The 21,088-nt window shown below is 67.8% G+C and carries 28 protein-coding genes, 1 tRNA gene and 1 pseudogene; 17 read left to right on the plus strand and 13 right to left on the minus strand.

The genetic code is table 11. From position 1 onward, the window contains the following. Window positions 1-74 precede the first annotated feature (74 nt). Window positions 75-1,910, minus strand: coding sequence for an acyl-CoA dehydrogenase (locus NL1_RS08255; RefSeq protein WP_067836031.1), 1,836 nt, complete (start codon window positions 1,908-1,910; stop codon window positions 75-77). Between the two features lie 230 nt (window positions 1,911-2,140). On the opposite strand from NL1_RS08255, the gene NL1_RS08260 reads away from it, so the two are divergent. Beyond that, window positions 2,141-2,737, plus strand: a complete 597-nt coding sequence (locus NL1_RS08260; protein WP_067836033.1) for an alpha/beta hydrolase family protein — start codon at window positions 2,141-2,143, stop codon at window positions 2,735-2,737. Window positions 2,738-2,791: 54 nt separating this feature from the next. Here NL1_RS08260 and NL1_RS08265 read toward each other — a convergent pair whose 3' ends face one another. From NL1_RS08265 to NL1_RS08280, 4 genes are all read right to left on the minus strand, one after another. Continuing rightward, complete coding sequence (locus tag NL1_RS08265; protein WP_067836035.1) at window positions 2,792-3,484, minus strand: class I SAM-dependent methyltransferase; 693 nt, start codon at window positions 3,482-3,484, stop codon at window positions 2,792-2,794. Between the two features lie 442 nt (window positions 3,485-3,926). Further along, window positions 3,927-5,162, minus strand: coding sequence for an erythromycin esterase family protein (locus NL1_RS08270; protein WP_245673136.1), 1,236 nt, complete (start codon window positions 5,160-5,162; stop codon window positions 3,927-3,929). 125 nt (window positions 5,163-5,287) lie between these two features. Beyond that, the gene (locus tag NL1_RS08275; protein WP_067836037.1) at window positions 5,288-6,394 is read right to left on the minus strand and encodes a glycoside hydrolase family 183 protein; all 1,107 of its coding nucleotides are present in this window, start codon (window positions 6,392-6,394) and stop codon (window positions 5,288-5,290) included. 142 nt (window positions 6,395-6,536) lie between these two features. Continuing rightward, on the minus strand, window positions 6,537-7,316 hold the full coding sequence (locus NL1_RS08280) for a crotonase/enoyl-CoA hydratase family protein (protein ID WP_067836039.1): 780 nt from the start codon (window positions 7,314-7,316) through the stop codon (window positions 6,537-6,539). Window positions 7,317-7,438: 122 nt separating this feature from the next. Between NL1_RS08280 and NL1_RS08285 the strand changes: the two genes are divergently transcribed. Genes NL1_RS08285 through NL1_RS08295 form a run of 3 tightly spaced genes read left to right on the plus strand, consistent with a single transcriptional unit; the run spans window position 7,439 to window position 10,378 of the window. Next, window positions 7,439-8,971 (plus strand): acetyl-CoA acetyltransferase, encoded by a 1,533-nt coding sequence (locus NL1_RS08285; RefSeq protein WP_067836041.1) that lies wholly within the window; start codon window positions 7,439-7,441, stop codon window positions 8,969-8,971. Continuing rightward, window positions 8,968-9,732 carry a crotonase/enoyl-CoA hydratase family protein gene (locus NL1_RS08290; protein WP_067836043.1) on the plus strand — a complete coding sequence of 255 codons (765 nt, stop codon included), beginning with the start codon at window positions 8,968-8,970 and terminating at the stop codon, window positions 9,730-9,732. Before NL1_RS08285 ends, NL1_RS08290 begins: the two co-directional genes overlap by 4 nt. Before the next feature lie 4 nt (window positions 9,733-9,736). Beyond that, window positions 9,737-10,378 (plus strand): TetR/AcrR family transcriptional regulator, encoded by a 642-nt coding sequence (locus NL1_RS08295; protein ID WP_067836045.1) that lies wholly within the window; start codon window positions 9,737-9,739, stop codon window positions 10,376-10,378. 91 nt (window positions 10,379-10,469) lie between these two features. Here NL1_RS08295 and NL1_RS08300 read toward each other — a convergent pair whose 3' ends face one another. Beyond that, entirely contained in the window at window positions 10,470-11,261 is a 792-nt protein-coding gene (locus NL1_RS08300) for an alpha/beta fold hydrolase (protein WP_067836047.1), read from the minus strand. 98 nt (window positions 11,262-11,359) lie between these two features. On the opposite strand from NL1_RS08300, the gene NL1_RS08305 reads away from it, so the two are divergent. The 3 genes from NL1_RS08305 to NL1_RS08315 all read left to right on the plus strand — a co-directional run bounded on the left by NL1_RS08305 (window position 11,360) and on the right by NL1_RS08315 (window position 12,337). Further along, window positions 11,360-11,584 (plus strand): hypothetical protein, encoded by a 225-nt coding sequence (locus NL1_RS08305; RefSeq protein WP_067836049.1) that lies wholly within the window; start codon window positions 11,360-11,362, stop codon window positions 11,582-11,584. Further along, entirely contained in the window at window positions 11,571-11,867 is a 297-nt protein-coding gene (locus NL1_RS08310; RefSeq protein WP_067836051.1) for a hypothetical protein, read from the plus strand. The genes NL1_RS08305 and NL1_RS08310 overlap by 14 nt, the downstream gene beginning before the upstream one ends. A 65-nt stretch (window positions 11,868-11,932) precedes the next feature. Beyond that, window positions 11,933-12,337, plus strand: a complete 405-nt coding sequence (locus NL1_RS08315) for a hypothetical protein (RefSeq protein WP_156094748.1) — start codon at window positions 11,933-11,935, stop codon at window positions 12,335-12,337. Window positions 12,338-12,423: 86 nt separating this feature from the next. Here NL1_RS08315 and NL1_RS08320 read toward each other — a convergent pair whose 3' ends face one another. Together NL1_RS08320 and msrC are read right to left on the minus strand one after the other, a co-directional pair. After that, window positions 12,424-12,726 (minus strand): DUF1905 domain-containing protein, encoded by a 303-nt coding sequence (locus NL1_RS08320; protein ID WP_067836055.1) that lies wholly within the window; start codon window positions 12,724-12,726, stop codon window positions 12,424-12,426. Between the two features lie 119 nt (window positions 12,727-12,845). Continuing rightward, complete coding sequence (msrC, locus tag NL1_RS08325; protein WP_067836057.1) at window positions 12,846-13,337, minus strand: free L-methionine (R)-S-oxide reductase MsrC; 492 nt, start codon at window positions 13,335-13,337, stop codon at window positions 12,846-12,848. Window positions 13,338-13,505: 168 nt separating this feature from the next. Here msrC and NL1_RS37415 point away from each other — a divergent pair, with 168 nt between their 5' ends. The 4 genes and pseudogenes from NL1_RS37415 (at window position 13,506) to NL1_RS08340 (ending at window position 15,242) form a co-directional block, all read left to right on the plus strand. Further along, window positions 13,506-13,682, plus strand: a complete 177-nt coding sequence (locus NL1_RS37415; RefSeq protein WP_156094749.1) for a hypothetical protein — start codon at window positions 13,506-13,508, stop codon at window positions 13,680-13,682. A 28-nt stretch (window positions 13,683-13,710) separates the two neighbouring features. Next, window positions 13,711-14,208: pseudogene (locus NL1_RS08330) on the plus strand (NADPH-dependent FMN reductase); the annotation flags it as partial. Window positions 14,209-14,341: 133 nt separating this feature from the next. Next, complete coding sequence (locus NL1_RS08335) at window positions 14,342-14,866, plus strand: flavin reductase family protein (RefSeq protein ID WP_067836059.1); 525 nt, start codon at window positions 14,342-14,344, stop codon at window positions 14,864-14,866. Between the two features lie 25 nt (window positions 14,867-14,891). Next, window positions 14,892-15,242 (plus strand): hypothetical protein, encoded by a 351-nt coding sequence (locus NL1_RS08340; RefSeq protein WP_067836061.1) that lies wholly within the window; start codon window positions 14,892-14,894, stop codon window positions 15,240-15,242. A gap of 369 nt (window positions 15,243-15,611) precedes the next feature. Here the strand turns inward: NL1_RS08340 and NL1_RS08350 are convergent, their stop codons facing one another. Next, a complete protein-coding gene (locus tag NL1_RS08350) occupies window positions 15,612-15,848 on the minus strand; it encodes a helix-turn-helix domain-containing protein (protein ID WP_156094750.1) in 237 nt (78 codons plus the stop codon). Window positions 15,849-16,156: 308 nt separating this feature from the next. Here NL1_RS08350 and NL1_RS08355 point away from each other — a divergent pair, with 308 nt between their 5' ends. From NL1_RS08355 to NL1_RS08365, 3 genes are read left to right on the plus strand one after another with little or no spacing between them, the layout of a single operon-like run. Further along, the gene (locus tag NL1_RS08355; protein WP_067836135.1) at window positions 16,157-16,489 is read left to right on the plus strand and encodes a hypothetical protein; all 333 of its coding nucleotides are present in this window, start codon (window positions 16,157-16,159) and stop codon (window positions 16,487-16,489) included. After that, entirely contained in the window at window positions 16,467-16,991 is a 525-nt protein-coding gene (locus NL1_RS08360) for a DUF6879 family protein (protein WP_067836067.1), read from the plus strand. The genes NL1_RS08355 and NL1_RS08360 overlap by 23 nt, the downstream gene beginning before the upstream one ends. Then, a complete protein-coding gene (locus tag NL1_RS08365; protein ID WP_067836069.1) occupies window positions 16,988-17,827 on the plus strand; it encodes a helix-turn-helix domain-containing protein in 840 nt (279 codons plus the stop codon). Before NL1_RS08360 ends, NL1_RS08365 begins: the two co-directional genes overlap by 4 nt. A gap of 160 nt (window positions 17,828-17,987) precedes the next feature. Here the strand turns inward: NL1_RS08365 and NL1_RS08370 are convergent, their stop codons facing one another. The 3 genes from NL1_RS08370 to NL1_RS08380 form a co-directional block, all read right to left on the minus strand. Further along, on the minus strand, window positions 17,988-18,275 hold the full coding sequence (locus NL1_RS08370) for a Clp protease N-terminal domain-containing protein (RefSeq protein ID WP_067836071.1): 288 nt from the start codon (window positions 18,273-18,275) through the stop codon (window positions 17,988-17,990). A gap of 4 nt (window positions 18,276-18,279) precedes the next feature. Then, window positions 18,280-18,450: a hypothetical protein gene (locus NL1_RS37420; RefSeq protein WP_156094751.1), complete on the minus strand. Its 171-nt coding sequence runs from the start codon at window positions 18,448-18,450 to the stop codon at window positions 18,280-18,282. Between the two features lie 214 nt (window positions 18,451-18,664). Continuing rightward, window positions 18,665-18,916, minus strand: a complete 252-nt coding sequence (locus tag NL1_RS08380) for a hypothetical protein (protein ID WP_156094752.1) — start codon at window positions 18,914-18,916, stop codon at window positions 18,665-18,667. A 225-nt stretch (window positions 18,917-19,141) separates the two neighbouring features. On the opposite strand from NL1_RS08380, the gene NL1_RS08385 reads away from it, so the two are divergent. The 3 genes from NL1_RS08385 to NL1_RS08395 are packed head-to-tail and all read left to right on the plus strand — an operon-like array spanning window position 19,142 to window position 20,818. Further along, window positions 19,142-19,462 carry a hypothetical protein gene (locus NL1_RS08385; RefSeq protein WP_067836077.1) on the plus strand — a complete coding sequence of 107 codons (321 nt, stop codon included), beginning with the start codon at window positions 19,142-19,144 and terminating at the stop codon, window positions 19,460-19,462. Beyond that, window positions 19,452-19,985: a DUF6879 family protein gene (locus NL1_RS08390; RefSeq protein WP_067836079.1), complete on the plus strand. Its 534-nt coding sequence runs from the start codon at window positions 19,452-19,454 to the stop codon at window positions 19,983-19,985. Before NL1_RS08385 ends, NL1_RS08390 begins: the two co-directional genes overlap by 11 nt. Further along, a complete protein-coding gene (locus tag NL1_RS08395) occupies window positions 19,982-20,818 on the plus strand; it encodes a helix-turn-helix domain-containing protein (RefSeq protein WP_067836081.1) in 837 nt (278 codons plus the stop codon). Before NL1_RS08390 ends, NL1_RS08395 begins: the two co-directional genes overlap by 4 nt. A gap of 156 nt (window positions 20,819-20,974) precedes the next feature. Here the strand turns inward: NL1_RS08395 and NL1_RS08400 are convergent. Continuing rightward, a tRNA-Gly gene (locus NL1_RS08400) sits at window positions 20,975-21,048 on the minus strand. Window positions 21,049-21,088 lie beyond the last annotated feature (40 nt).

The raw sequence follows: 21,088 nt of genomic DNA on the forward strand, positions 1-21,088 counted from the left end.
CGTCGGCGTCCGAAACGCAGAAGAGCGGCCCGGACGAATCCGGGCCGCTCTCGCGGAGTTTCGACGATCAGACCTTAGAAGGCAGCTTCGTCCAGCTCCATGATGTCGTTGTCCAGGTTGGCCAGGATCGCGCGGGTGGCGGTCAGCTCCGGCAGGACGTTGCGCGCGAAGAACTGCGCGACACCGATCTTGCCGTTGTAGAAGGCCACGTCCGAGCCGGAGGCACCGGCGTCGAGCGCCGCGATGGCGACCTCGGCCTGGCGCAGCAGCTGCCAGCCGATGAGCAGGTCACCGACGGAGAGCAGGAAGCGCACCGAACCCAGGCCGACCTTGTACAGCTCGGCCGGCTGCTCCTGGGCGCCCATCAGGTGGCCGGTCAGGGTGGCCGCCATGGTCTGGACGTCCTCGAGCGCGGTGGCGAGCAGCTTGCGCTCGGCCTTCAGCCGGCCGTTGCCCGCCTCCGAGTCGATGAACTTCTGGACCTGGCCCGCCACGTGCGCCAGCGCGACACCGCGGTCACGAGCGATCTTGCGGAAGAAGAAGTCCTGCGCCTGGATGGCGGTGGTGCCCTCGTACAGCGAGTCGATCTTCGCGTCGCGGATGTACTGCTCGACCGGGTAGTCCTGCAGGAAGCCCGAACCACCGAAGGTCTGCAGCGACTCGGTCAGGTACTGGTAGGCCCGCTCGGAACCGACACCCTTGACGATCGGCAGCAGCAGGTCGTTGACCCGGAAGGCCACGTCCGCGTCGGCGCCGGAGACCAGGTTGGCCACATCGGCGTTCTGGTGCGCGGCGGTGTAGAGGTAGATGGCGCGCAGGCCCTCGGCGTACGCCTTCTGCAGGGCCAGCGAACGACGCACGTCCGGGTGGTGGGTGATGGTGACGCGCGGCGCGGCCTTGTCGGTCATCTGGGTCAGGTCCGCACCCTGCACGCGCTGCTTGGCGTAGTCGAGCGCGTTCAGGTAACCGGTCGACAGGGTCGCGATGGCCTTGGTGCCGACCATCATGCGGGCGTTCTCGATGACGTCGAACATCTGCGCGATGCCGTTGTGCACCTCGCCGACCAGCCAGCCCTTGGCGGGCACCCCGTGGCCGCCGAAGGTGACCTCACAGGTGGCCGAGACCTTGATGCCCATCTTGTGCTCGACGTTGGTGACGAACACACCGTTGCGGTCGCCCAGGGTCTGGGTGTCGAAGTCGAAGTGGTACTTCGGCACGTAGAACAGCGACAGACCCTTGGTGCCCGGGCCTGCGCCCTCGGGGCGAGCCAGCACCAGGTGCATGATGTTCTCGAACAGGTCGTCGGAGTCACCCGAGGTGATGAAGCGCTTGACGCCCTCGATGTGCCAGGTGCCGTCTTCCTGCTTGATCGCCTTGGTGCGGCCCGCGCCGACGTCCGAACCGGCGTCCGGCTCGGTCAGCACCATGGTGGCGCCCCAGTTGCGATCGGCGATGATCTGGGCCCACTTCTTCTGCTCGTCGGTGCCGTTGTTGTAGAACACCTGCGCGAAGCCGGGGCCTGCGCCGTACATCTGAGCGGGCGGGTTGGCGCCGAGGATCATTTCGCTCAGCGCCCAGACGACGCTGGCGGGCGCGCCGAGGCCGCCCAGCTCCTCGCGGACGCCGACCTTCATCCACTCACCCTCTTCGAGGGCGCGGTAGGACTTCTTGAACGCTTCCGGCAGGGTGACGACGTGAGTCTCGGGGTCGAAGGTCGGCGGGTTGCGGTCGCCCTCGACGAACGACTCGGCCAGCGGGCCCTCGGCCAGGCGACGCACCTCGTTGAGCATCTCCTTGACGGTGTCGCTGTCCAGGTCGCCGTAGGCGCCCGCATCGAGCAGGGAGCCGAGTCCGAGGACCTCGAAGAGGTTGAACTCCAGGTCGCGGACGTTGCTCTTGTAGTGACCCATTGTCTGTACTCACTCTCCGTTGAGTTGGTGCGGTCGGTTTGGTTGCCGTTCCCGCCCGTTGTCGTCACCGGGGTGTCTTCCGGTTTTCCGCATGCTACTCGCGGGTAACTTATGCGTCATATTACCGGTCGGTAAGGGGCTGGCAAAGACGACGGGGGGCAATGTGACGCGATAAACAGCCCCTGAGCGCGGCATCTGTGCTCTCCGCTGGCCTGCGGTTACGGTGAGGTGTGCAGATCGAGACGAGCGCGGGTCCCGCCGAGGTCGAGTTCGACCGGCCGCGCAAGCCGGTCTTCCTGCTGCTGCTCACGCACGGTTCCGGCGGCGGGGTCGAGGCGAAAGATCTTTTGGCGGTGCGCGATTCGGCGCTGGAGCTGGGCGGCGCGGTGGCCAGGGTGGTGCAGCCCTACCGCGTCGCCGGGCGGCGCGCGCCCGGTTCCGCGGACAAGCAGGATCAGGCCTGGCTGGAGATCGTGGCCGCGCTGCGCAAGAAGGTCCGGGGTGTCCCCGTGATCCAGGGCGGGCGCAGCAACGGGGCCAGGGTCGCCTGCCGCACGGCGGTCGAGGCGCGTGCTCGCGGCGTGCTCGCGCTGTCGTTTCCGCTGCATCCGCCGGGAAAACCGGAGAAATCGCGTCGCGAAGAGCTGCTCGCGCCGGGTGGCATCGAGGTCGTGGTGGTCAACGGGGCGAACGACCCGTTCGGGGTGCCCGATCCGGCCGACGCCGCCGAGGTGCGTGTGATCCCGGGGCAGCCGCATTCGTTCCGCGCCGGATTCGACACCATCGCGGCGACCGTGCAGCCGTGGTTGCGGCGCTGGTCGGAGTAGGTGCGCCCGGGTTCGGCGAGGTCACGGCAGGCGTTGCCGGTGGTGCGACCTGGATCAGGGGGTTGTCTCCGGTTCGGCCGGTTCCGGGGCGGGTTTGGTCGCGATGACCAGCGCGTCGATCGCGTCGCGTCCCTCGGTCGGGCGCAGCACCCGCTCCGCGATGCGGATCTCGAGACCGGATTCCGCGCCGAGGTCGGCGACGATGTCGTCGGGGGTGAAGAGGATCGACGGTTCCTGCGGTCCGCCGAAGCCCTCCGTCAGGTTCAACGTGTCGTGGCCGAGGACGAGCAGCGTGCCCGCCGGGGCGAGCAGCTCCGCGGCGCGACGCACCAGGATCCGGCGCTGCTCGGCGGGCAGATGCAGGAAGACCATCAGCACCAGCTCGTACGGGCCGGTGATCTCGGCGGCGTCGAGATCGGTGACGTCGGCGCACTGCCAGGTGATCCGCGCGCGCACCGATCGGGACAGTCGCGTGGCCACGGTCCGCCCCTTGTCGATGCCGACCTGCGAATAGTCGACCGCGTGCACCTGCCAGCCGTGCGTGGCCAGCCAGGCGGCGTTGCGTCCCTCGCCGCAGGCCAGGTCGAGTGCCCGCGGCAGGGCGGGCGCCTCGCCGTCGGCCGTCTCGGGCCGCGGGGGTGCCTGCTGGTCCAGCCCATAGACATGCTCCACCACCGTGCTGTTCGGCGGTGCGCCCCAGACCAATTCACTCTGCGCGTAGCGCGCGTCCCAATCGGTCGCATCCATACCGGCGAGTCTAGGAACCGCCGCGCCCGGGCGGATCGTCGGCACGGTGCGCCGGGACGGACGGTCGGCATGGTGCGCCAGGACTGACCCGTACGCGCCTGGCGAGCGGATCCGCTCGGCAGCACAGGCGCAGCTTGCGGGGTGTGGGCAGCGCCGTGTGCTCGAGAAGGTCGCCGACGCGCAGGTTGGCGACGAACCTCCCGCGGTCATCGTGAATCGGCTGCCTACGTCGCGGTTCGTTCGTCGGCACGGTGCCTCGGGACGGACCGTCGGCACTGTGCGCCGGGCTGAACCGTCGGCACGGTGCGCGGGACGGATCGTCGGCACTGTGCGCCGGGCTGAACCGTCGGCACGGTGCGCGGGACGGATCGTCGACACTGTGCGTCCGGATTAGCCGTCGACACCATGCCCGCGCTCCCGAAGCCCCGCGCCCGGCCTGCGCTCAGCCGGAGACCGCCGGAAGCCACCGCACCGGCGAGGTTTCGCGGATGTGCACCAGGACATCGAACGCCCCCGCCAGGGAAGGGACCCCAATGTGCGCTTCGGCGTCCTTGGCCGGGTCGTAGATTCCGCTGATGGTGCGCAGCTCGGCCGGTGCGCGGCGCCAGGAGTCCACCGATTCCGTTGCCTCCGTGCGCAAGTCGACGTAGAACGCGGCGAGGTCCACGCCTCCGAGCAGTGCGTCGACCAGTTCCGGTCGCGGCCGCGGGGCCTGGGCGACGCCGAGGTCGCCGTGGTGGAAGCCGATGGCCACGGCGACGTAGTCCGTGCCGAAGTGGTCGCGCAGGTGAGCGCCCGTCCCGCGGAACTCGCCCGCGGCCGAGCCGACGCCGAGCGCTTGGGCGCTGACGTGGGCGATGCCGTCCCAGTACGCGATCTTCGCACCGGTCTCGCGCTGCCATGCGAGGACGCGTTCGGCCGAGGGCCGCTCGTCGCGGGCGAAACCGCCCTGTCCCGCGACGCTCTGCTCGTGGAAGTCGACGATCAGCTGCGCGTGTGCGCGGGCCCGCCGGTGCTCGGCGGTGTCGGGCAGTCCGTCGAGCAGGGCGAGCGCGTCGCGGGCGTGCTCGGCGAACGGGCGGCCGGGGTGGATGCCCTGGTGGCGCTGGACGTGCTCATCGATCTGGTGCGCGGTGCGGATCGGGTCCAGGTGGGATTCGGCGCGCGTCAGCCGATCCGGCGCGGCTTGGCGCAGGTAGTCCAGCACCGCGTCGTAGTCGGAGGGTTCGGCGTGCGGGGGTTCGACCCCGAAGACGCGGATCGGGTCGTCCGGGTGCTGCTCGTTGAACAGCCGGATCCAGGTCAGTGTTTCGACCATCTCGGCGGTCCGCAGCGGCCGCCACGCCCCGGCCAGCGCGGACTCCGGATCACCGGCCCCGGTGCTGACGTACTCGTCGAGGCGTTCGCCGGAGCGTGCGCTGTCCTGGATGGCGAGCGCGCGGAAGCCGTACCTGCCGACCAAGATGCGGAAGAGCCGTTCCCGCACGCCGTAGGTCTGCCGCGAGAACCTGGTCGACTCGCCGAGCCCGACGATCGTCGCCGGTCCGATGGTTTCGGCGAGCTCGTCGAGATCCTGCCCGACGAAGCCCGGCTCGGTGCTCGCCACAGGACGCGCGGCGGCGCGCAGCGATGCGGTCAATTCCGCGGATGGCTGGGCGATGCTGGATGCAGTAGTCACTGTTCCTCCCGGATCGGTCTCGTTCTTCCGCGTCAGCCTCATACATGAAGCATTGTTGAGGTCAAGCGATCCGGGAAAGCACAACGGGGCGCGAAGCGGACCGCACACACCCCGAGCGCCGGTGATTACAGCGTGGTGCGCACCAGGACGACGTTGTATTGGCTGTGCACGGTGGTGAGGAAGTACAGGTCGCGCCCGGTTTGGTACGGGAAGATCGACGGGGCGTAGGCCGTCGGCAGTTCCCTCGTGTCGATCAGGACTTCCGGATCGCTCCACGGGCCCACAGGCGAAGAGGCCCGCCGCATCACGACCGAGTTGAATCGGTCCGTCGTCAGCGAGACGAACTGGCCCAGGTAGTCGTTCCACATGACCGACAGTTCGCTGACGCCCCACATGATCGGGGCCGCGGCGTTGACGTCGTTCTTGCGCCAGCCCTCGCCGTCCCAGTACTCGTACTCGCCGAGGTTCTGGATGTCGTGCTCGCGCACCCGCGCGACGTACGCGGTGTTGTCGCGCCCGGACGGGGTCCCGTACTCGTAGACGTATCCGTCGCTCTTCAGGAACGCGTTCATCTGGAAGTTGGCGTCGCCGCCCTCGTTCGGACGCCGGGTGTGCCCGAGATCCGCCCAGGTTTCCCCGTTGTCGGCGGAGGCGGCCAGACCCGAGTAATTGGTGGTCCACTCGCCGACGTTGTCCCAGGTCTTCACCGACATCATGCTCATGTACTGAACGCCGCCGACCGCGATGCCCGCGGTGGGGATGCGGCTGATCTCCAGGAACGGAATCTTCGGGCTCGGAATGAGGTCACGTGCCTGCCCGACGACATCGCGCACCACGCTGTCGAAATAGATGCCGTTGGCCGGGTCCTTGGTGAAACTGCGCACGAGGATGTTGCTGCGCCATGCCCACATGCTGCCCGCGAGCAGGTTGGGGAAGCCGAGTCCGGCGGTGTCGCCGAACGCGGTCAGCATTTCGCCGTTCCCGTTGTCCCACATGATGCCCAGGTCGGTGCCGAGCACGTTGTAGGTCTGGGTGTTGTTGGGGCTCGCCATGCCGGTCACCTGGAACACCGCTCGGCTGCGACCGACCAGATTCGGCAGACCGTTGGTGCCGTTCAGCACCGGAATCGGGTTGATCGCGTTTGGGTTTGCCGTGGCGGGGGTAGTCGCCGTGAGAAGCAAGGCCGTGCCACCCGCCAGTGTCGACAGCAGGATCTTCGCGGTCTTGTTCAAAAGTTGGGCCCTCCGGTTCTCGCCGAAACGGGCCTCGATACACCACCCCCCGTTGTGTTCCGAAGCACATTTCTAGTGGCTGGCAAATCGACGGAAATGCTAGCAGTCGAACCGGGGAAATTGGTGGCTTGCGATCTTGTCCCTACGATTTGCCGTCCTCGTTGTGCGATCTTCCATCACGTTGTTTCGTGGCCAGTCGCAGGACCAGCGGCAGTTGCGTCGCGCGCTCGATTCCGAAGGTGCGCCGGGCCGATGCGTGCCAGGACCGGTCGAACAGGCGCTTGGCGCCCGCCACCGCGTGCGGGGAGCGGGTCGCGATGCGTTCGGCCAGCTTCTCGGCGGCCGCGAGCGGGTCGGCGGTCACCTCGGTGACCAGGCCGATGCGTTCCGCGTAGGCGGCGTCGACCACGTCGGCGGTCATGGTCAGCAGCAGGGCTTTGTCGATGCCGATCAACCGGGACAGGCTGGCCGCGCCGGTCATATCGGGAACCAGCCCGTGCTTGGCCTCCATGACCGAGAATTCCGCCTCGGGTGTCGCGAAGCGGACGTCGGCGGCCAGCGCGATCTGTAGTCCGCCGCCGAAACAGCGGCCGTGCACCGCCGCGATGACCGGGACGTTCAACCGTCGCCAGGCCCAGCAGGCCTCCTGGAAGGTATTGGTGCCGCGCCACGGCAGCGGCACGAAGTTCAGCACGCCCGCGAGCGGGTCGCGGGTCGCTTTGGCGACATCGAGGCCGCTGCTGAAGCTGGGGCCGTTGCCGGACAGGATCACCGCGCGCACATCCTTGCGCTTCCCGACGGCGTGCGCGGCGTCGACCAGGCCGCGCAGCATCTCGATGGTCAGGCCGTTGTGCTTGTCCGGGCGGTCCAGGGTGACGTAGGCGCGGTCGCCGTCGAACCGCAGCGCGATATGAGATCCCATGCCCGGATCTTACTCTCGGGTCAGTTCTTGTCCATGGGCTATTGCCCTGGTCGGAGCCGTCTGCTTCACTGAGAACAAGTTACCGTCAATGTTGACGGTAACTCGAGTCGAGCGGAGGAACAATGCTGCCAGCCGGAATGGATCCGCGGACACCGGTGCTCGTCGGCGTCGGGCAGGTCGTGCACCGAACCGGCGAGCCGGGGCTGCCCGGCCCCGTCGAACTCGCCACCGAATCGCTGCGCCGCGCGGGCGCGGACAGCGGCGCCGGTGACCGGTTGCTGCGGGCGGCCGATCTGGTTGCCGCGGTCGCCCCGGTCAGCAAGCCGTACCCGGATCTCGGCGCGCTGGTGGCCGCCGAACTGGGGGCCGCGCCGAAGCGCACGATGCAGTCCGTGCGTTTCGGCGGCGACGCGCCGCAGCGGCTGCTCAACACGGTCGCGCAGGCCATCGCCGACGGACGGTCCGAGATCGCCCTCATCGCCGGGGCCGAGTCCGTGGCCTCCTGGAACGCAGCGACTCGCGCGGGGACGGCGCTCGACTGGCCCGAGCAGCCGGATCATGTGGTGCCCACCGAGTCGATCGGCTCGGACAAGGCGCCCAATTCCGAGATGGAGACGGCGGCCGGACTGTGGGGCCCGGTCTACTTCTACGCGTTGATGGAGACCGCGCTGCGCGGCAGGCTCGGCCTGAGCGAGGCCGCGCATCGCGAGCGCATCGGCGGACTGTGGTCGCGGCTGTCGTCGGTGGCCGCGGACAACCCGTACGCGTGGCTGCCCGCCGCGCAGTCCGCCGTCGATCTGGTGACGCCCTCCGCGAACAACCGGATGGTGTCGACCCCGTACCCGAAACTGCTCGTCGCGAACCTCTCGGTGGATCTCGGCGCGGGCCTGATCCTGTGCAGCGCGGCCGCCGCCGACGCCGCCGGAGTGCCGCGCGATCGGTGGGTCTTCCCGCACGGCGGCGCGACGGCCACGGACATCTGGTTCGTCTCGGAGCGCGCCGACATGAGCGTCTCGCCCGCGATCGAGGCGGCAGGCCGGTCCGCGCTCGGCGCCGCGGGCATCGGCATCGATGATGTCGCCCATGTCGACCTGTATTCCTGCTTCCCCGTCGCGGTGCAGGTCGCCGCGGAGGCGCTCGGCCTGCCGATCGACGATCCGGCGCGGCCGCTCTCGGTCACCGGCGGGCTGACCTTCGCGGGCGGGCCCGGCAACAACTACACCACCCACTCGATCGCCACCCTCGCCGCGCGGCTGCGCGAGGACCCCGGCTCGTACGGCCTGGCGACCGCGCTCGGCTGGTACATCACCAAGCACGGCGTCGGCGTCTATTCGGCGCGCCCGCCCGCCACGCTGTTTCGCGCGGTCGAGGCCGAGGTGCCCGCCGCGCGTCGCGACACCGCGCCCGGCTATACCGGCCCGGCGACCGTCGAGGCCTACACCGTCGCCTACCGCAAGGGCCCCGCGCCGGAGCATGCCGACGAGCCCGAGGCGGTGGTGATCAGCGCGCTGAACCCGGCGGGTGCACGCATACTGATTCGGGCTTCCGACGCCGAGACCATCGCGGCGTTCACCGACGGCGACCCGATCGGCGCGACCGCCGAGATCACCGCCGCCGACCAGCTCATCCTGCGCACCGAGAGGACTTCCCGATGACCGACCAGGTACTCGTCGAACGCCGCGACGCGATCACTTTGCTGACCGTCAATCGCCCCGAGGCACGCAACGCCATCGATCTCGCCACCGCACAGGCCATCGAGGCGGCCCTCGACGCATTCGAGGCCGACGCCGACGCGCGCGTGCTCGTGCTCACCGGCGCGGGCGGAACCTTCAGCGCGGGAATGGATCTCGTCGCCGCCTCGAAAGGCGAGATGCCGATGACGCAGCGCCGCGGCCCGCTCGGCATCACGGCGAAACCGCCCGCCAAGCCGATGATCTCGGCCGTCGAGGGCTTCGCGCTCGCGGGCGGTTTCGAGCTGGCGCTCTCGGGTGACCTGATCGTCGCGGCGCGCGACGCCCAGTTCGGAATCCCCGAGGTGAAGCGCGGTTTGGTGGCCGCGGGCGGTGGCGTGCTGCGGCTGACCCAGCGCCTGCCGCGCCCCGTCGCGGCCGAGCTGGCGTTGACGGGCGGGCGCATCGGCGCCGAGCGGCTCTACCAGCTCGGTCTGATCAACCGGGTCACCGAGCCGGGCGCCGCGCTGGCGAGCGCGCTGGAATTGGCCGCCGAAATCGTTGCGGCCGCACCGCTTTCGGTGGCCGCGAGCAAGCGCATCATCGACGAGTCGCCGGACTGGACGGTGGCCGAGGGCTTCGCCAAGCAGGGTGAGATCGCGCTGCCCGCGCTGTTCTCCAAGGATGCGGCCGAGGGTGCGCTGGCGTTCGCGCAGAAGCGCGAACCGCAGTGGCAGGGGCGCTGACCCGATGCCGGAACGCGTCCGGGAGACGCAGGCGCAGCGCCGCGCGCGGATGCGCACGCGGCTCCTGGACGCGGCGATCGAGAGCCTGATCGAGGTCGGGTACGCGGGCACGACGACGCTCGAAGTGCAGAACCGCGCAGGTGTCCCGCGCGGGACGTTGCAGCACCATTTCCCGACCAAACCGGACCTGCTGGCCGGCGCCGTCGAGCATCTGGCCGCGCGCCGATTGGAGCAGCTGACAACGGAATTCGCGGCGATACCCGAGGATGCCGACCGGCTGACCACCGCGGTCGATCTCACCATGCGCATGTTCAGCGGGGAATCTTTCCTTGCCGCGCTGGAGATCTGGGTCGGCGCGCGCACCGATTCCGAGTTGCGCGCCGCCTTCCTGCCGCTGGAGCAGCGCCTCTTCGAGCTGATGCACACCAGTATTCGCGATATCTTCCGCGCCGAGTTCCCCGACGATCCACGGGTGCCGACGATCACCGAGTTCACCATCGAGATCATGACCGGGCTGGCCATGCGGGCGCTGCTGACCGGGAACGTGGAGCGCAACCGAATCCTCCAGCAGCGCTGGGGAAATTCGGTTCGAGTGTTGCTCGGCACGGCCCCGGCGGACACGTTGTTGGACCCTCGGCCCGTGTAAGGCGTGCGGGGGCCGACGCGACTGTTCTCTGGGGCGTTGCGGCCGGTCGATCGACGTGGCCGGTTTCGGTTGTGGTGACTGCTGCGGGAGTCTACCGGCGGTTCGGATCCAGCTGGTCGAGCAGCAGCCGGGCGCAACCCTCGGGATCGTCCGGAAACGGCGAGTGCCCGCTGCCGTGCAGGGTGACGTGGCGAGCGTTGGGCAGTTCGGCACGGGCCCTGCGGTGCTGGGTGGCGTAGGTGAGCAGGATGTCGCGGCTGCCCCAGGCGATGGTGACGGGAATGTCGGCGAGCGCGCCGATCTCGGACAGTCGCGCGTCGGCGAACGAGACCAGGGCTTCGTCGAATCCGGTTGCGCCAGCGGCTCCCTCGGCGGTGCCGATGGCGACCTGCGCGTCCAGCGCCCACGGCTTGCCGAAGATCAGGGACAGGAAGGCCGTGCGGCCCGCCGCGTTGCCGAGGATCTTCGGCAGCAGCGGACGCAGTGTGCGAGCGAGCAGGACCGACTTGCCGAGCGACTGCTGGCACCACACCCGGCCCGCGGTGTCCCAGAACCCGATCGGGGAGTACGCGGTGACCGAGCGGGCGAGTCCGCGCGCGCCCAGCTGCAGGGTGATCAGTCCGCCCATCGAGTTGCCGCCCAGGTGCGGGCGTTCGATGCCTTGTGCGGCAAGCCATTCGGCGAGTGCGTCGGTGAGTTCGTCGACGGAGGTGTGCGGCAGCGGGTCCGAGCCGCCGAAGCCGGGCAGGTCGACGGCGATCACCTCGAAGGAGGCGGCGAGGGTGTCGATGATCGGCTCCCAGATCTGCCAGCGGCTGCCGATTCCGTGCACCAGGACCAGCGGTTCGCCCGCGCCGACCCGGTGATGGTTCCACTCCGTCATGCTCGTCCTCGGATTCGCTCTGTTGGCAGTGTGCCAATAGTATCAGTACGTCCGCATTCCCGCTGGCAGAGTGCTCGTTCGCGGGTACGATAAATGGTATGGCAACGCGTAAGGTCACTCTCTCGCTGGACGAGGCGGCCTGGTCGTTCGCGGAACAGGCGGCGGCCAGGGCGGGCATGTCGCCCTCGGCATGGATCTCCAAGGCCGCGCGGCGCGAAGCGGTGCGCACGGGCGTCGGCCCCGTGGCCGATGTGGCGGCCGAAGCCGCGGCCGACGAGGCGGAGCTGGCCGCCGCCGAGGAGGCGATGCGTGCGCAGGGGTGAACTGTGGAGCTATCACCCGCACGGTTCGCCTCGGCGCCGTACCGTCGTGCTCATCAGCAGCGACGGCATCAACGATTCACCGCGTCAGTGGCTGATCGCCGCCGAAATCCTCGACCAGGATCCGCAGGACATCCTCGCGGTCCAGGTGCCGGGGCGCGGGTGGGTGCACGCGGGCAATATCGGCCGCATCTATCGCGGCTGGCTCGCCGAGCGCATCGATGACATGGATTCCGAGGTGCTCGAACGGTTGGACACCGCATTGCGTGCGGCGATGGACTTGTGACGCGTGCCGCTCGCTGCGGGTACGGTCCCGGCTGTACGGGAACCGTTGGAAGCGAGGGAATTCGGGTGAGAAACACGGTGATCGCGGCGGTGTGTATCGCGTTGCCGCTGCTGGCGGGTTGCGGGGACGATTCGAGCACGGCGTCCGGCTCGTCGACCGCCGCCGCGTCGACCAGCAGTGTCGTATCGACCGGCACTGCCGCGCCGACCGGCACCGTCGTGTTGCCCGCCGGGGATTTGAGCCAGGCCGACATCGCCACGGTGCTGGCGGGGAAGGGACTCCCCCCGAAGCAATCCGAGTGTGTCGCGCGAATCTATGTGGAGGAGCGGATCTCTCAGGACGGACTGCGCAGGATTCTCGGTGCGGATCTGTCCGGCCCCGTCGACCCCGCCTTGGTGGGGTTGAGCGCCGAAGACCAGACGCGGGTCGGCGTCGCTACCCGGCGGATGGTGCAGGAGTGCCTTTTCTGACCCGAGCGTCGTCGCGGTAGAACGGATAGCGCCCGCCCCAGCGGATGCTCGTAGCTACGGTCGCGGCGCCCACGATCGATACTCGCTCAGAGTGCGATCGTCAGATCGATCTCGGCACTCGAACCCGCGACGAGATCCTCGGCGACCCGGACCGGCTTCTTCACCGGTAGCACGTAGGTGGCGCGTTTCCTGTCCGGAAACAGCGAGGTGGACCAGCTGCTCGTGCCGATCCTGACGTGCACGCGGACCGCTCCGAACCCACCGGCCCGGTGACCGTAGCGCTCCTCGATGTCGTCGGCGATCTCTTCGGGCAGCGACACGAAATGCCAGGAGCCCTCGCCCGAGTGCTCCCACACCTGCGCCGTGAACGAATACCGCGAACCAGCCACGCGGCGACTCTAATCCCGGCCACCGACAGATCGTTCCCGCATTTCGATCGCCGTGCGCGCAACCCGTGAGCGCGGCGTCCATCGGGTTCTGAGCACCCGTCGACCTGATGATCCGCCGACTAGGACCGACCCAGCGTCGCCAGGAAGACGTCGGCCAACGCTTCCAACCCCGCGCGGTCGACGTCGTCGAAGCGGCCGGGCTTCGGGCTGTCCAGATCCAGCACGCCGATCAGTGCTCCGCGGTGGACCAGCGGCACCACGATTTCCGAGCGCGAGTCGGCGTCGCACGCGATGTGTCCGGGGAACTCGTGCACGTCCGGGACGATCTGGGTGGTTTCGGTTGCCGCCGCGGTGCCGCACACCCCTCGACCCAGCGCGATGCGCACACACGCGGGCTTCCCCTGGAATGGTCCGACGACCAATTCCGTGCCGTCGTAGAAATAGAAACCGGCCCAATTCAATTCGGGTAGCGCGTGGAACAGCAGCGCCGACAGATTGGCCGCGTTGGCGACGCGATCGGCTTCACCCGCGACCAGGGCCTCGGCCTGCGCGATCAGCTGCCGGTACTGCTCGGACCGATCCCCGCTGAGGGATTCGACGGTGAACGACATATAGGCGATGGTAGATCTTCCCGAAATCCTGTCTGCCCATGGATTTCGTCCCCGCGGGCCACTTCACCCGCTCCACCTTCGCCCCAACTGACCCCTCCACACCCGAGACGCCGCCACCCACCCCGTGGCGGCGTCTCCTGCTGTGCCGGTTGCGCCGCTCGTCTCGCGATGCGATCGCACAGATTCAAACCCTCGTTTCGGCCATGGCCCGATGTTGCACTGGGGAGAGCCGGGTGCACCAGCGGCCGCACCCACACCCTGCACGACCCGGTTCGCTGGAAGTACCAGCACATCGGCCGCGCCCTGCTGCACGAGACCGCGCCACCCCTGCACGGCGTCATCTGACAGGGACAGCGAAAGGAAGGACACAGCAGTGACAGTGACCGTTGTGGTCGGCAATCCGAAACCGGCGTCGCGCACGCTGGCCGCGGCCACCCTGGTGGCGCGCGGTCTGCGGCCCGACGTCGAACCCACCGTGCTCGAGCTCGCTTCCTACGGGCCCGCGCTGCTCAGCTGGGGGGATCCCGCGGTGTCCGAGGCCGTGCGAACCGTGGCCGATTCCGAGCTCGTGGTGTTCGCCAGCCCGACCTTCAAGGCCACCTACACCGGCCTGCTCAAACTCTTCCTCGAACAGTTCGACGGTGGAACAGGATTGGCGGATGTACTGGCCGTTCCGGTCATGCTCGGCGCGCGACCGGCACACGCGCTCGCCCCGGATCTACTGCTCAAGCCCGTGCTGACGGAACTCGGCGCGACTGCCGCGCTGCCGGGTCTGTACCTGGCCGACCGGACCTTTGCCGAGGACGGGGTGATCGGCACCTATGCCGACCGGTGGCGGCCGGTCGTGCACGCCCTCGGTCGTTCGAATGCCGTCCGTAATTCGGGTGCGAGTGATTCAGGTGAACGACATTCGAGCGCAAGTGAATCGGCACATCCGAGCGCAGGTGATTCCGCGAGTCGATCCGACGCGGATTCCTCTGTGAACGCGAGCAAGGCGGTAGAACATGCATGACCTCTTCGAAACACCCGCCGACGGAACGGGATTGCGCCGTGCCTTCGCCAACTTCCCCAGTGGCGTCGTCGCGGTCTGCGCCGAGGTCGACGGCGTGCCGCACGGCCTCGCGGTGAGCACCTTCGTACCCGTTTCGCTCGATCCACCGCTGGTTTCCTTCTGCGTGCAGAACAGCTCATCGACCTGGCCGCGCCTGGCGGGCGCGACCCACCTCGGCCTGAGCCTGCTCGGCACCGGGCAAACCGACGCCGCCCGCGCACTCGGCGCCCGCAACGGCGACCGCTTCCGTGCCAGCGAACTGCACCGAGGCACCGGCGACGCCGTCTTCATCCACGGTGCATCCGCCTGGATCGAAGGCGTTCCCGAGGCACAGGTCCCCGCGGGCGATCACCTCGTCGTCATCCTCCGCATCCATCGCTTGGCCACCCGCCACGACATCGACCCGCTTGTCTTCCACGGCAGCCGCTTCCGTCGCCTGCACGCCGAACCCAGCGAGATCACCGACGTGGCGAGCTGACCACCGCGGCCCCTACCCTGACGAGGTGCCCCTAGTCGAGGTGACCTACGCGCCCCACGTCCCCGAAACCACCCTGCACGCGCTCGCCGAGCATCTCCCACACCTGGTCTCGGTAGCGGTGGAGTGCCCCGAGGAGCCCTACGACGGCGACCTCCAACCCGGCGACGTCGAACTCCGCTTCCGCCCCCTCGGCCCCCACGACCGCTCCGGCCTCGACGCCGTCATCGAAATCCGCTCGAAATACTTCGACTCCCGAGCCGCCAACCGCCAATCCCGCGTCGACGACCTCCACAGCGCGATCACCGACCACACTCCCCTCACCGACTTCGGCATCTACCTTTCGCTGCCCGTCGCCGCTTGGGCCCAGACGGAATAGGGTCGGCTCGGGGGAGCTGTTTCCGCGATGCATCGACGCGTTTCGGCGGTGTCGGTCGAGGAGGGTTCGGACTCCGTGCTGTCGGCGTAGACCGCCAGACAGTCGTACGAACGCCACGCGATTCGTTGCTCGCTGCCGAACGATGCGAGCGCGTCAACGATGCTCAATCTCGCACCCGACTGGAATCGGGGGTCAGATGTCCGGCTTCCTTCAGCTTCGCGTGTGCGGCGGTCTTCGCCCGGCATTCGCCGACGAGGCATTCGCGGTGAACCTGCATCGTCCTGTGCGCCGCTCGGACACTGGACGCGGGATAGTCGGTGTTCTCGCAGCTGAGGTGCTCGAGCAGTACCGCATCATCGGGGTCGTACATCACGGCCGCCGCAGTGGTACGTCGAGCGCGTTGCGTCCGCGTGGGGTGGCAGCGAAGGCTCGGCCCCGTTCGGAAAGCGCCCAGGCCTCTCCGGTTTTCTCGATCAGGCCGCGGCAGGCCAGTGCTCGGACGGCGGGCTCGATGGTCGGCTTCGGCTTGCACGCCACGCGGGCGATGTCGGCGAGCGCGAGCGGCCCGCTGTCGAGTAGCGCGGCCATGACTCGGCCTTCGGTCATTTCCATCTCGCGGTACCCCTGCCCGTCGGCGTGGTTGGAGGCACGCGACGCCGGGGAGACAGGCCAACCCGGTCGGAATTGCGGGGCGACCGGGCGAGCGCTCCGCCATCCGGGGGATTGGCGAAGCCCGGGCTGTGCGATCCGGCGTCGGATGCTGTTGAGGACACTACGAATGCAGTGACCAGCGCTTCTACGAACTTGCGCGAACTTGCGCGCCAATTCCCAAAAGGTTACGAAAAAGCCCTAGTCGATGGACGATTGAGGAACGTGTGCAAGCCGGCGCACACCGCTGGAAAGGGGACGCGCCGATGCGATTGAGGTTCCTCGGCAAGGCCGGATCGAACCAGGGCGGATGCCCGACGCTGTACGCCACCGACCGCGACACCTACGTCGTACAAGGCTGGCGCACCGACGACGGAGCGACTGTCGAGATCCCGCACTCGCTACTCGGTTTCACCGAACCGGATACGTTCGTCGGCGCAACCCTGGCCGACACCGGCCGAGGCACGTTCACGCTGTCGGGCGAACCGCTCACCGACTCGGCGGCGCTGGCGCACATGAGCTTCGCGCCGGACGAAGTCGCCATCGAGGTGCCCAAGCGGGAGAGGACGTTCTACGGTGCTGCTGATCACGGCCGCTGATTTCGCCGACGCCCTCCGCGAATGCGAGCGTGCGGCCCTGCATCTCGAAGTGCAGGACACCTACGAGACGCCGGAGGAGTCCGAGCCGTTCGCTCGGTTCCTCGCGGGCGAGCCGGACGATTACACCTGGATGTCCGAATGGGTGGCGCTGGTTCGTGAAACCACCGACCGCGGCATCGCCGTGCGGCGGGCCCGCGTCGTCACCGTGCCGCACGTCGACTACCAGCGATGGACCTTGGAAGTATCGCGGGTCAATATCGCCGCGGGTGAGGAGATTCGCTATCTGCCACGGCATCTCGTCTCCCCCGATGAGCTCACCGTCGACGACTGGTGGCTGCTCGACGACCGGGTCGGGTTCACCGTGTTCGAGCCGGGCGGTCGGTGGGCAGGCGTCGCCGTGACTGCCGACCGGAACATCGTCGATCGATGCCGTGCGGTCTGGAATCTCGTGTGGCAGCGCGCCATACCGCACATCGAGTACGTGGAGAACAGTCTGCGGTGACGAACGCTGTTCACGAGGCACGCGAAGCTCTCGGCCAGCGGCTCCGAGAGCTTCGCCGCGACGCCGAACTGACCGCCCGCCGACTGGCTGAGCTCGCGGGCTGGCACGAGTCCAAAGTGTCGCGTATCGAGCACGGCAAGCAGACAGTGTCGGAGGCCGATCTACGCGTCTGGTGCGCGCACACCGGCAGCGACCCCCAGCTCGCCGACCTCGTCGCCACGTTGCGCAATATCGAGGCCGCTTACCTCGAATGGCGGCGCATCCTCGGTACCGGCATGCGCCGGCCCCAGAAGGCGCGCGTACGCCTCGAGGCCGAGACGAACTCGATGCGCTGGTATGAGCCGTACGTCTTCCCAGGACTGTTGCAGACCCCGGCCTACGCCGAGGCGATCCTCCGCAAGGTGATCGCGTTCTACAACATCCCCGACGATCTCGAGGAGGGCGTCGCAGCGCGCATCGAACGACAGCACGTGCTCTACCGCGGGCGCCGCCGGTTCAATTTCGTTGTCTCCGAGCAGGTTCTGCACACCACGGTCGGCGACGACGAGGTGATGCGCGGCCAGCTCGACCGCCTGCTGAACGTCATGATGTTGCCGAGCATCGCTTTCGGCATCGTCCCTGCCACCGCGGCGTACGAGGCGCCCGCGACGAACGGGTTCGCGATCTTCGACAACAGGCTTGTTCAGGTCGAAACGATCAGCGCCGAGCTGGCGGTCACGCAGCCGCGCGAGATCGCACTCTACGAAGAGATGTTCACCGTGCTGGCTGGACAGGCGCTCTACGGTAGCGCCGCTCGCGCGCTGATCGGACGTGCACTCGAGTCGCGCAACAACTGACCACGCTCGCCGTCCGGCCCTGCCGCTGCACGAGGGCTCGGTGTCACGACGCCCGCGCTCGGGTCGGCCAGGGTCACTGTCGACGTCACGCGTCGCCACTCGGTGCCGCGCCGACGCTGTACACGCTGTTGCCTGCGGCCTCCGCGCGATTTCGTCGTGTCTACTCGTTGTGGTCGACAGTCGTCCCGTCGAGGAATCGTGCCCGGTTGCTTTCTGTCTGGTATCCAGGTGTGCGCATCGTGGCCTCCAGGCTCTTTGCGATCTCTTCTGGATCCAGGCCCATGCCGATCATCTCCTGCGTGGGTACCGCGTCGCGGTCGGCGAGGATGGCCAGCTGCAGGTGCTCGACGCCGATGTAACTGTCACCGCGGTCGCGCGCGAGCTGCTCGGCGGCGGCGAGGATCTGCTCGTACCGCGGCGTTCGAATGATTTCGTGCCCGGTCGTCATCTGCTCATCGTCCCATCACGACCCGAGTGATGCGCAGTGCCTCGACCACGTGGTCAGGGAGCGGGTCGGATAGCCGCCCGTCGACGAACACCATTTGCCATGTCCCGTCCTGCTGCTGGCTCCACGCGGCGGGCTGCTCGTCGGCGAGCAGCGATAGCGCGTCATCGACGGTCATCGCCTCGGCCTGCCCGAGTCGTGCGTCAGGTGCTTCGCCTCTTCGAGCGCCTTGTGTGCAGCCGTTTTCGCCGGGCACTCGCCGACCAGGCAGTCGAGATGGATCTGCATAGTCGAATGCGCGGCGCGGATACTGGACCGCGGCCATGTCGTGTTGCGGCAGCTGACGCGTGCTAGCAGGGCCGCGTCGCGCGCGAGTAATTCCAGGGCGGACATCAGCGCGCCTGCGCCTTCAATGGCGGAACGTCGAGCGCGTTGCGCCCGCGCGGCGTGTTGACGTAGCCACGACCGCGATCGGTGAAATCCCAGCGGTCGCCGACGGACTGGAGCAGGTCCCGGTGAGCCAGCTCGTCGATCGCGGCACGGGCCTGCCTTCTGCTGAGCCCAGAGTTTGCCGCAGCTTCCGCAATCGACTGCGGGCCATGCAGTTTCACCACAGCCATCACCCGCGCTTCCGTAATGGTCATCGGCGGTACCCCTCCGTCGTCGCGATGGTGAGGCAGCCCGCGACCGGGACTACTGCCACCGGTCCCGGGCGCCCAACTTGGACAGTAGGGACGCTCTGATCTGGTGCGCTAGAACCTTGCAAAAACTTGCCAATACTGAGTAAACACAGCACACAGCACATGCACACGGGGGATCATCGCCAGAAGCGCGGAAATACTGCGCACACTGCGAGATAGGGGCCGACTATGCGGCTGAGGTTTCTCGGCAAGGGGGGATCGGGTGATGGTGACTGCCCGACTCTGTACGCCACCGACCAGAACAGCTATCTGGTGCAGGGATGGAAGACAGGACAGCCCGAGACGGTCGAAATCCCGCACTTGCTACTCGGTTTCGCCGAGCCGGACATGTACATCGGTGCGTCCATGACCGACACCGGTCGCGGTACCTTTACCCTCACCGGTCGCCCCGTGACCGAGCCGGAAACCGTTGCGCAGCTCGCGCTCGCCGACGACGAGACGGCGATCGAAGTGCCGAAACTGGAGAGGACTTTCTACGGTGCAGTTTGAGCCGGTTGACCCGTGGCCAGCCCTTTTCGCAGAATGCGAGCGCTCCGCGTTTCACCTCGAGGTCCGAGACGCGTACGCGGTGCCGAGCGAGTCTGAGCCATTTCGCCGGTTTCTGGCTGGAGAGCCTGTCCCGACCGAGCGTCCTCGGCCGTGGACGACTCTGATGCGGAACGTGACCGACCGCGGTGTCGCGGTCAGTCGCGTTCGCGTGGTCACTGTTCCACATTCCGACTACCACCGGTGGTTGTTGTCGATCACATCGAGCAATGTCGAAGCAGGCGAGGATATTCGGTATCTCCCGAGGCATCTCGTCGATGCCGAGGACATCCCGGCTGACGACGCATGGCTATTCGATGCCGAGCGTGTCGCGTTCAACCTGATCGACGAGAACGCGGCACCCGCGGGCGCCGCGATCACGACTGACAGCTGGATAGTCGAGCGCTACGAGAAAGCGCGGCAACGCCTATGGGCCGCGGCGATACCCTTCGGTGAGTATGCCGCGAGCGTGCACGTTCAGCAGTGACCAGCAGTATCGACGAAGCGAAGGAAGCTCTCGGCCAGCGGCTCAGAGAGATCCGCCGCAGAGCAGGAGTATCCGGCCGGACACTCGCCGGGCTGGCGGGTTGGCACGAGTCCAGGGTCTCGAAAATCGAGTACGGCAGGCTCAAACCGTCCGACTCCGACATCCGCGCCTACTGCGAACACACAGGCACCAAGGATCAGTTGCCGGATCTCCTGGCCACCCTGCACAACCTCGACGCCGCCTATCTCGAATGGCGCCGCGTCCTCAATACGGGAACCAAGCGCCGTCAGCATGCGTCGGTAAAGCTTGCGCAGCAGACCACACTGATGCGCATCTTCCAGCCCGTCATCATCCCGGGAATTCTCCAGACCGCCGAATACGCGCGAGCTATCCTCCGCCGGTCGATCACCTTTCATCGCATACCCGACGACCTCGATGCGGGTGTTGCGAAACGCCTGGAACGGCAACAGGTCCTGTACGAAGGCGACCGACGCTTCCGCATCATTCTCGGCGAGCAGGCGCTCCACACCACCGTCGGCGGCGACGGGGTGATGCGCGGGCAGATGGACCGGCTGCTTGCCGCGATGGGCTTGCCGCGTGTGGCGTTCGGAATAGTCCCCGCCGTCGCCGAGCTGCCGATGCAGACAACCAATTTCGTCATGTTCGATAACCGCATGGTGACGGCGGAGACGGTGACGGCCGAGCTCACCGTCACCCAACCGCGTGAAATCGCGATATACGCACGAACATTCGAGGAACTCGCGCAACACTCGGTCACAGGCGACGAGGCCCGCGCGCTGATCACCGCCGCACTGGAGCGCCGTCGCGATTGATCGAGGGCGTGACGGTCCTCAGCGCACCCGCCACCGCAGCACCGGTCGGTCGGCGGTGACGCCACTGCTCGGCCACCTGCTCCGTTTTGGGTACAGTAGCCGCAAGGCTGTGATCTTGAATTAGGGCAGATGCCCTGGTAGATGTGTGTTTTGTCGTGGAGCCGATGACGGGAATCGAACCCGCGCTGTCTGCTTGGGAAGCAGAAGTTCTACCATTGAACTACATCGGCACTGTGCGTAGACGCGTCCGCGACTCTATCAGACCGAGCC

It is taken from the genome of Nocardia lijiangensis NBRC 108240 (genome assembly GCF_001613045.1).
Lineage (GTDB): Bacteria > Actinomycetota > Actinomycetes > Mycobacteriales > Mycobacteriaceae > Nocardia > Nocardia lijiangensis.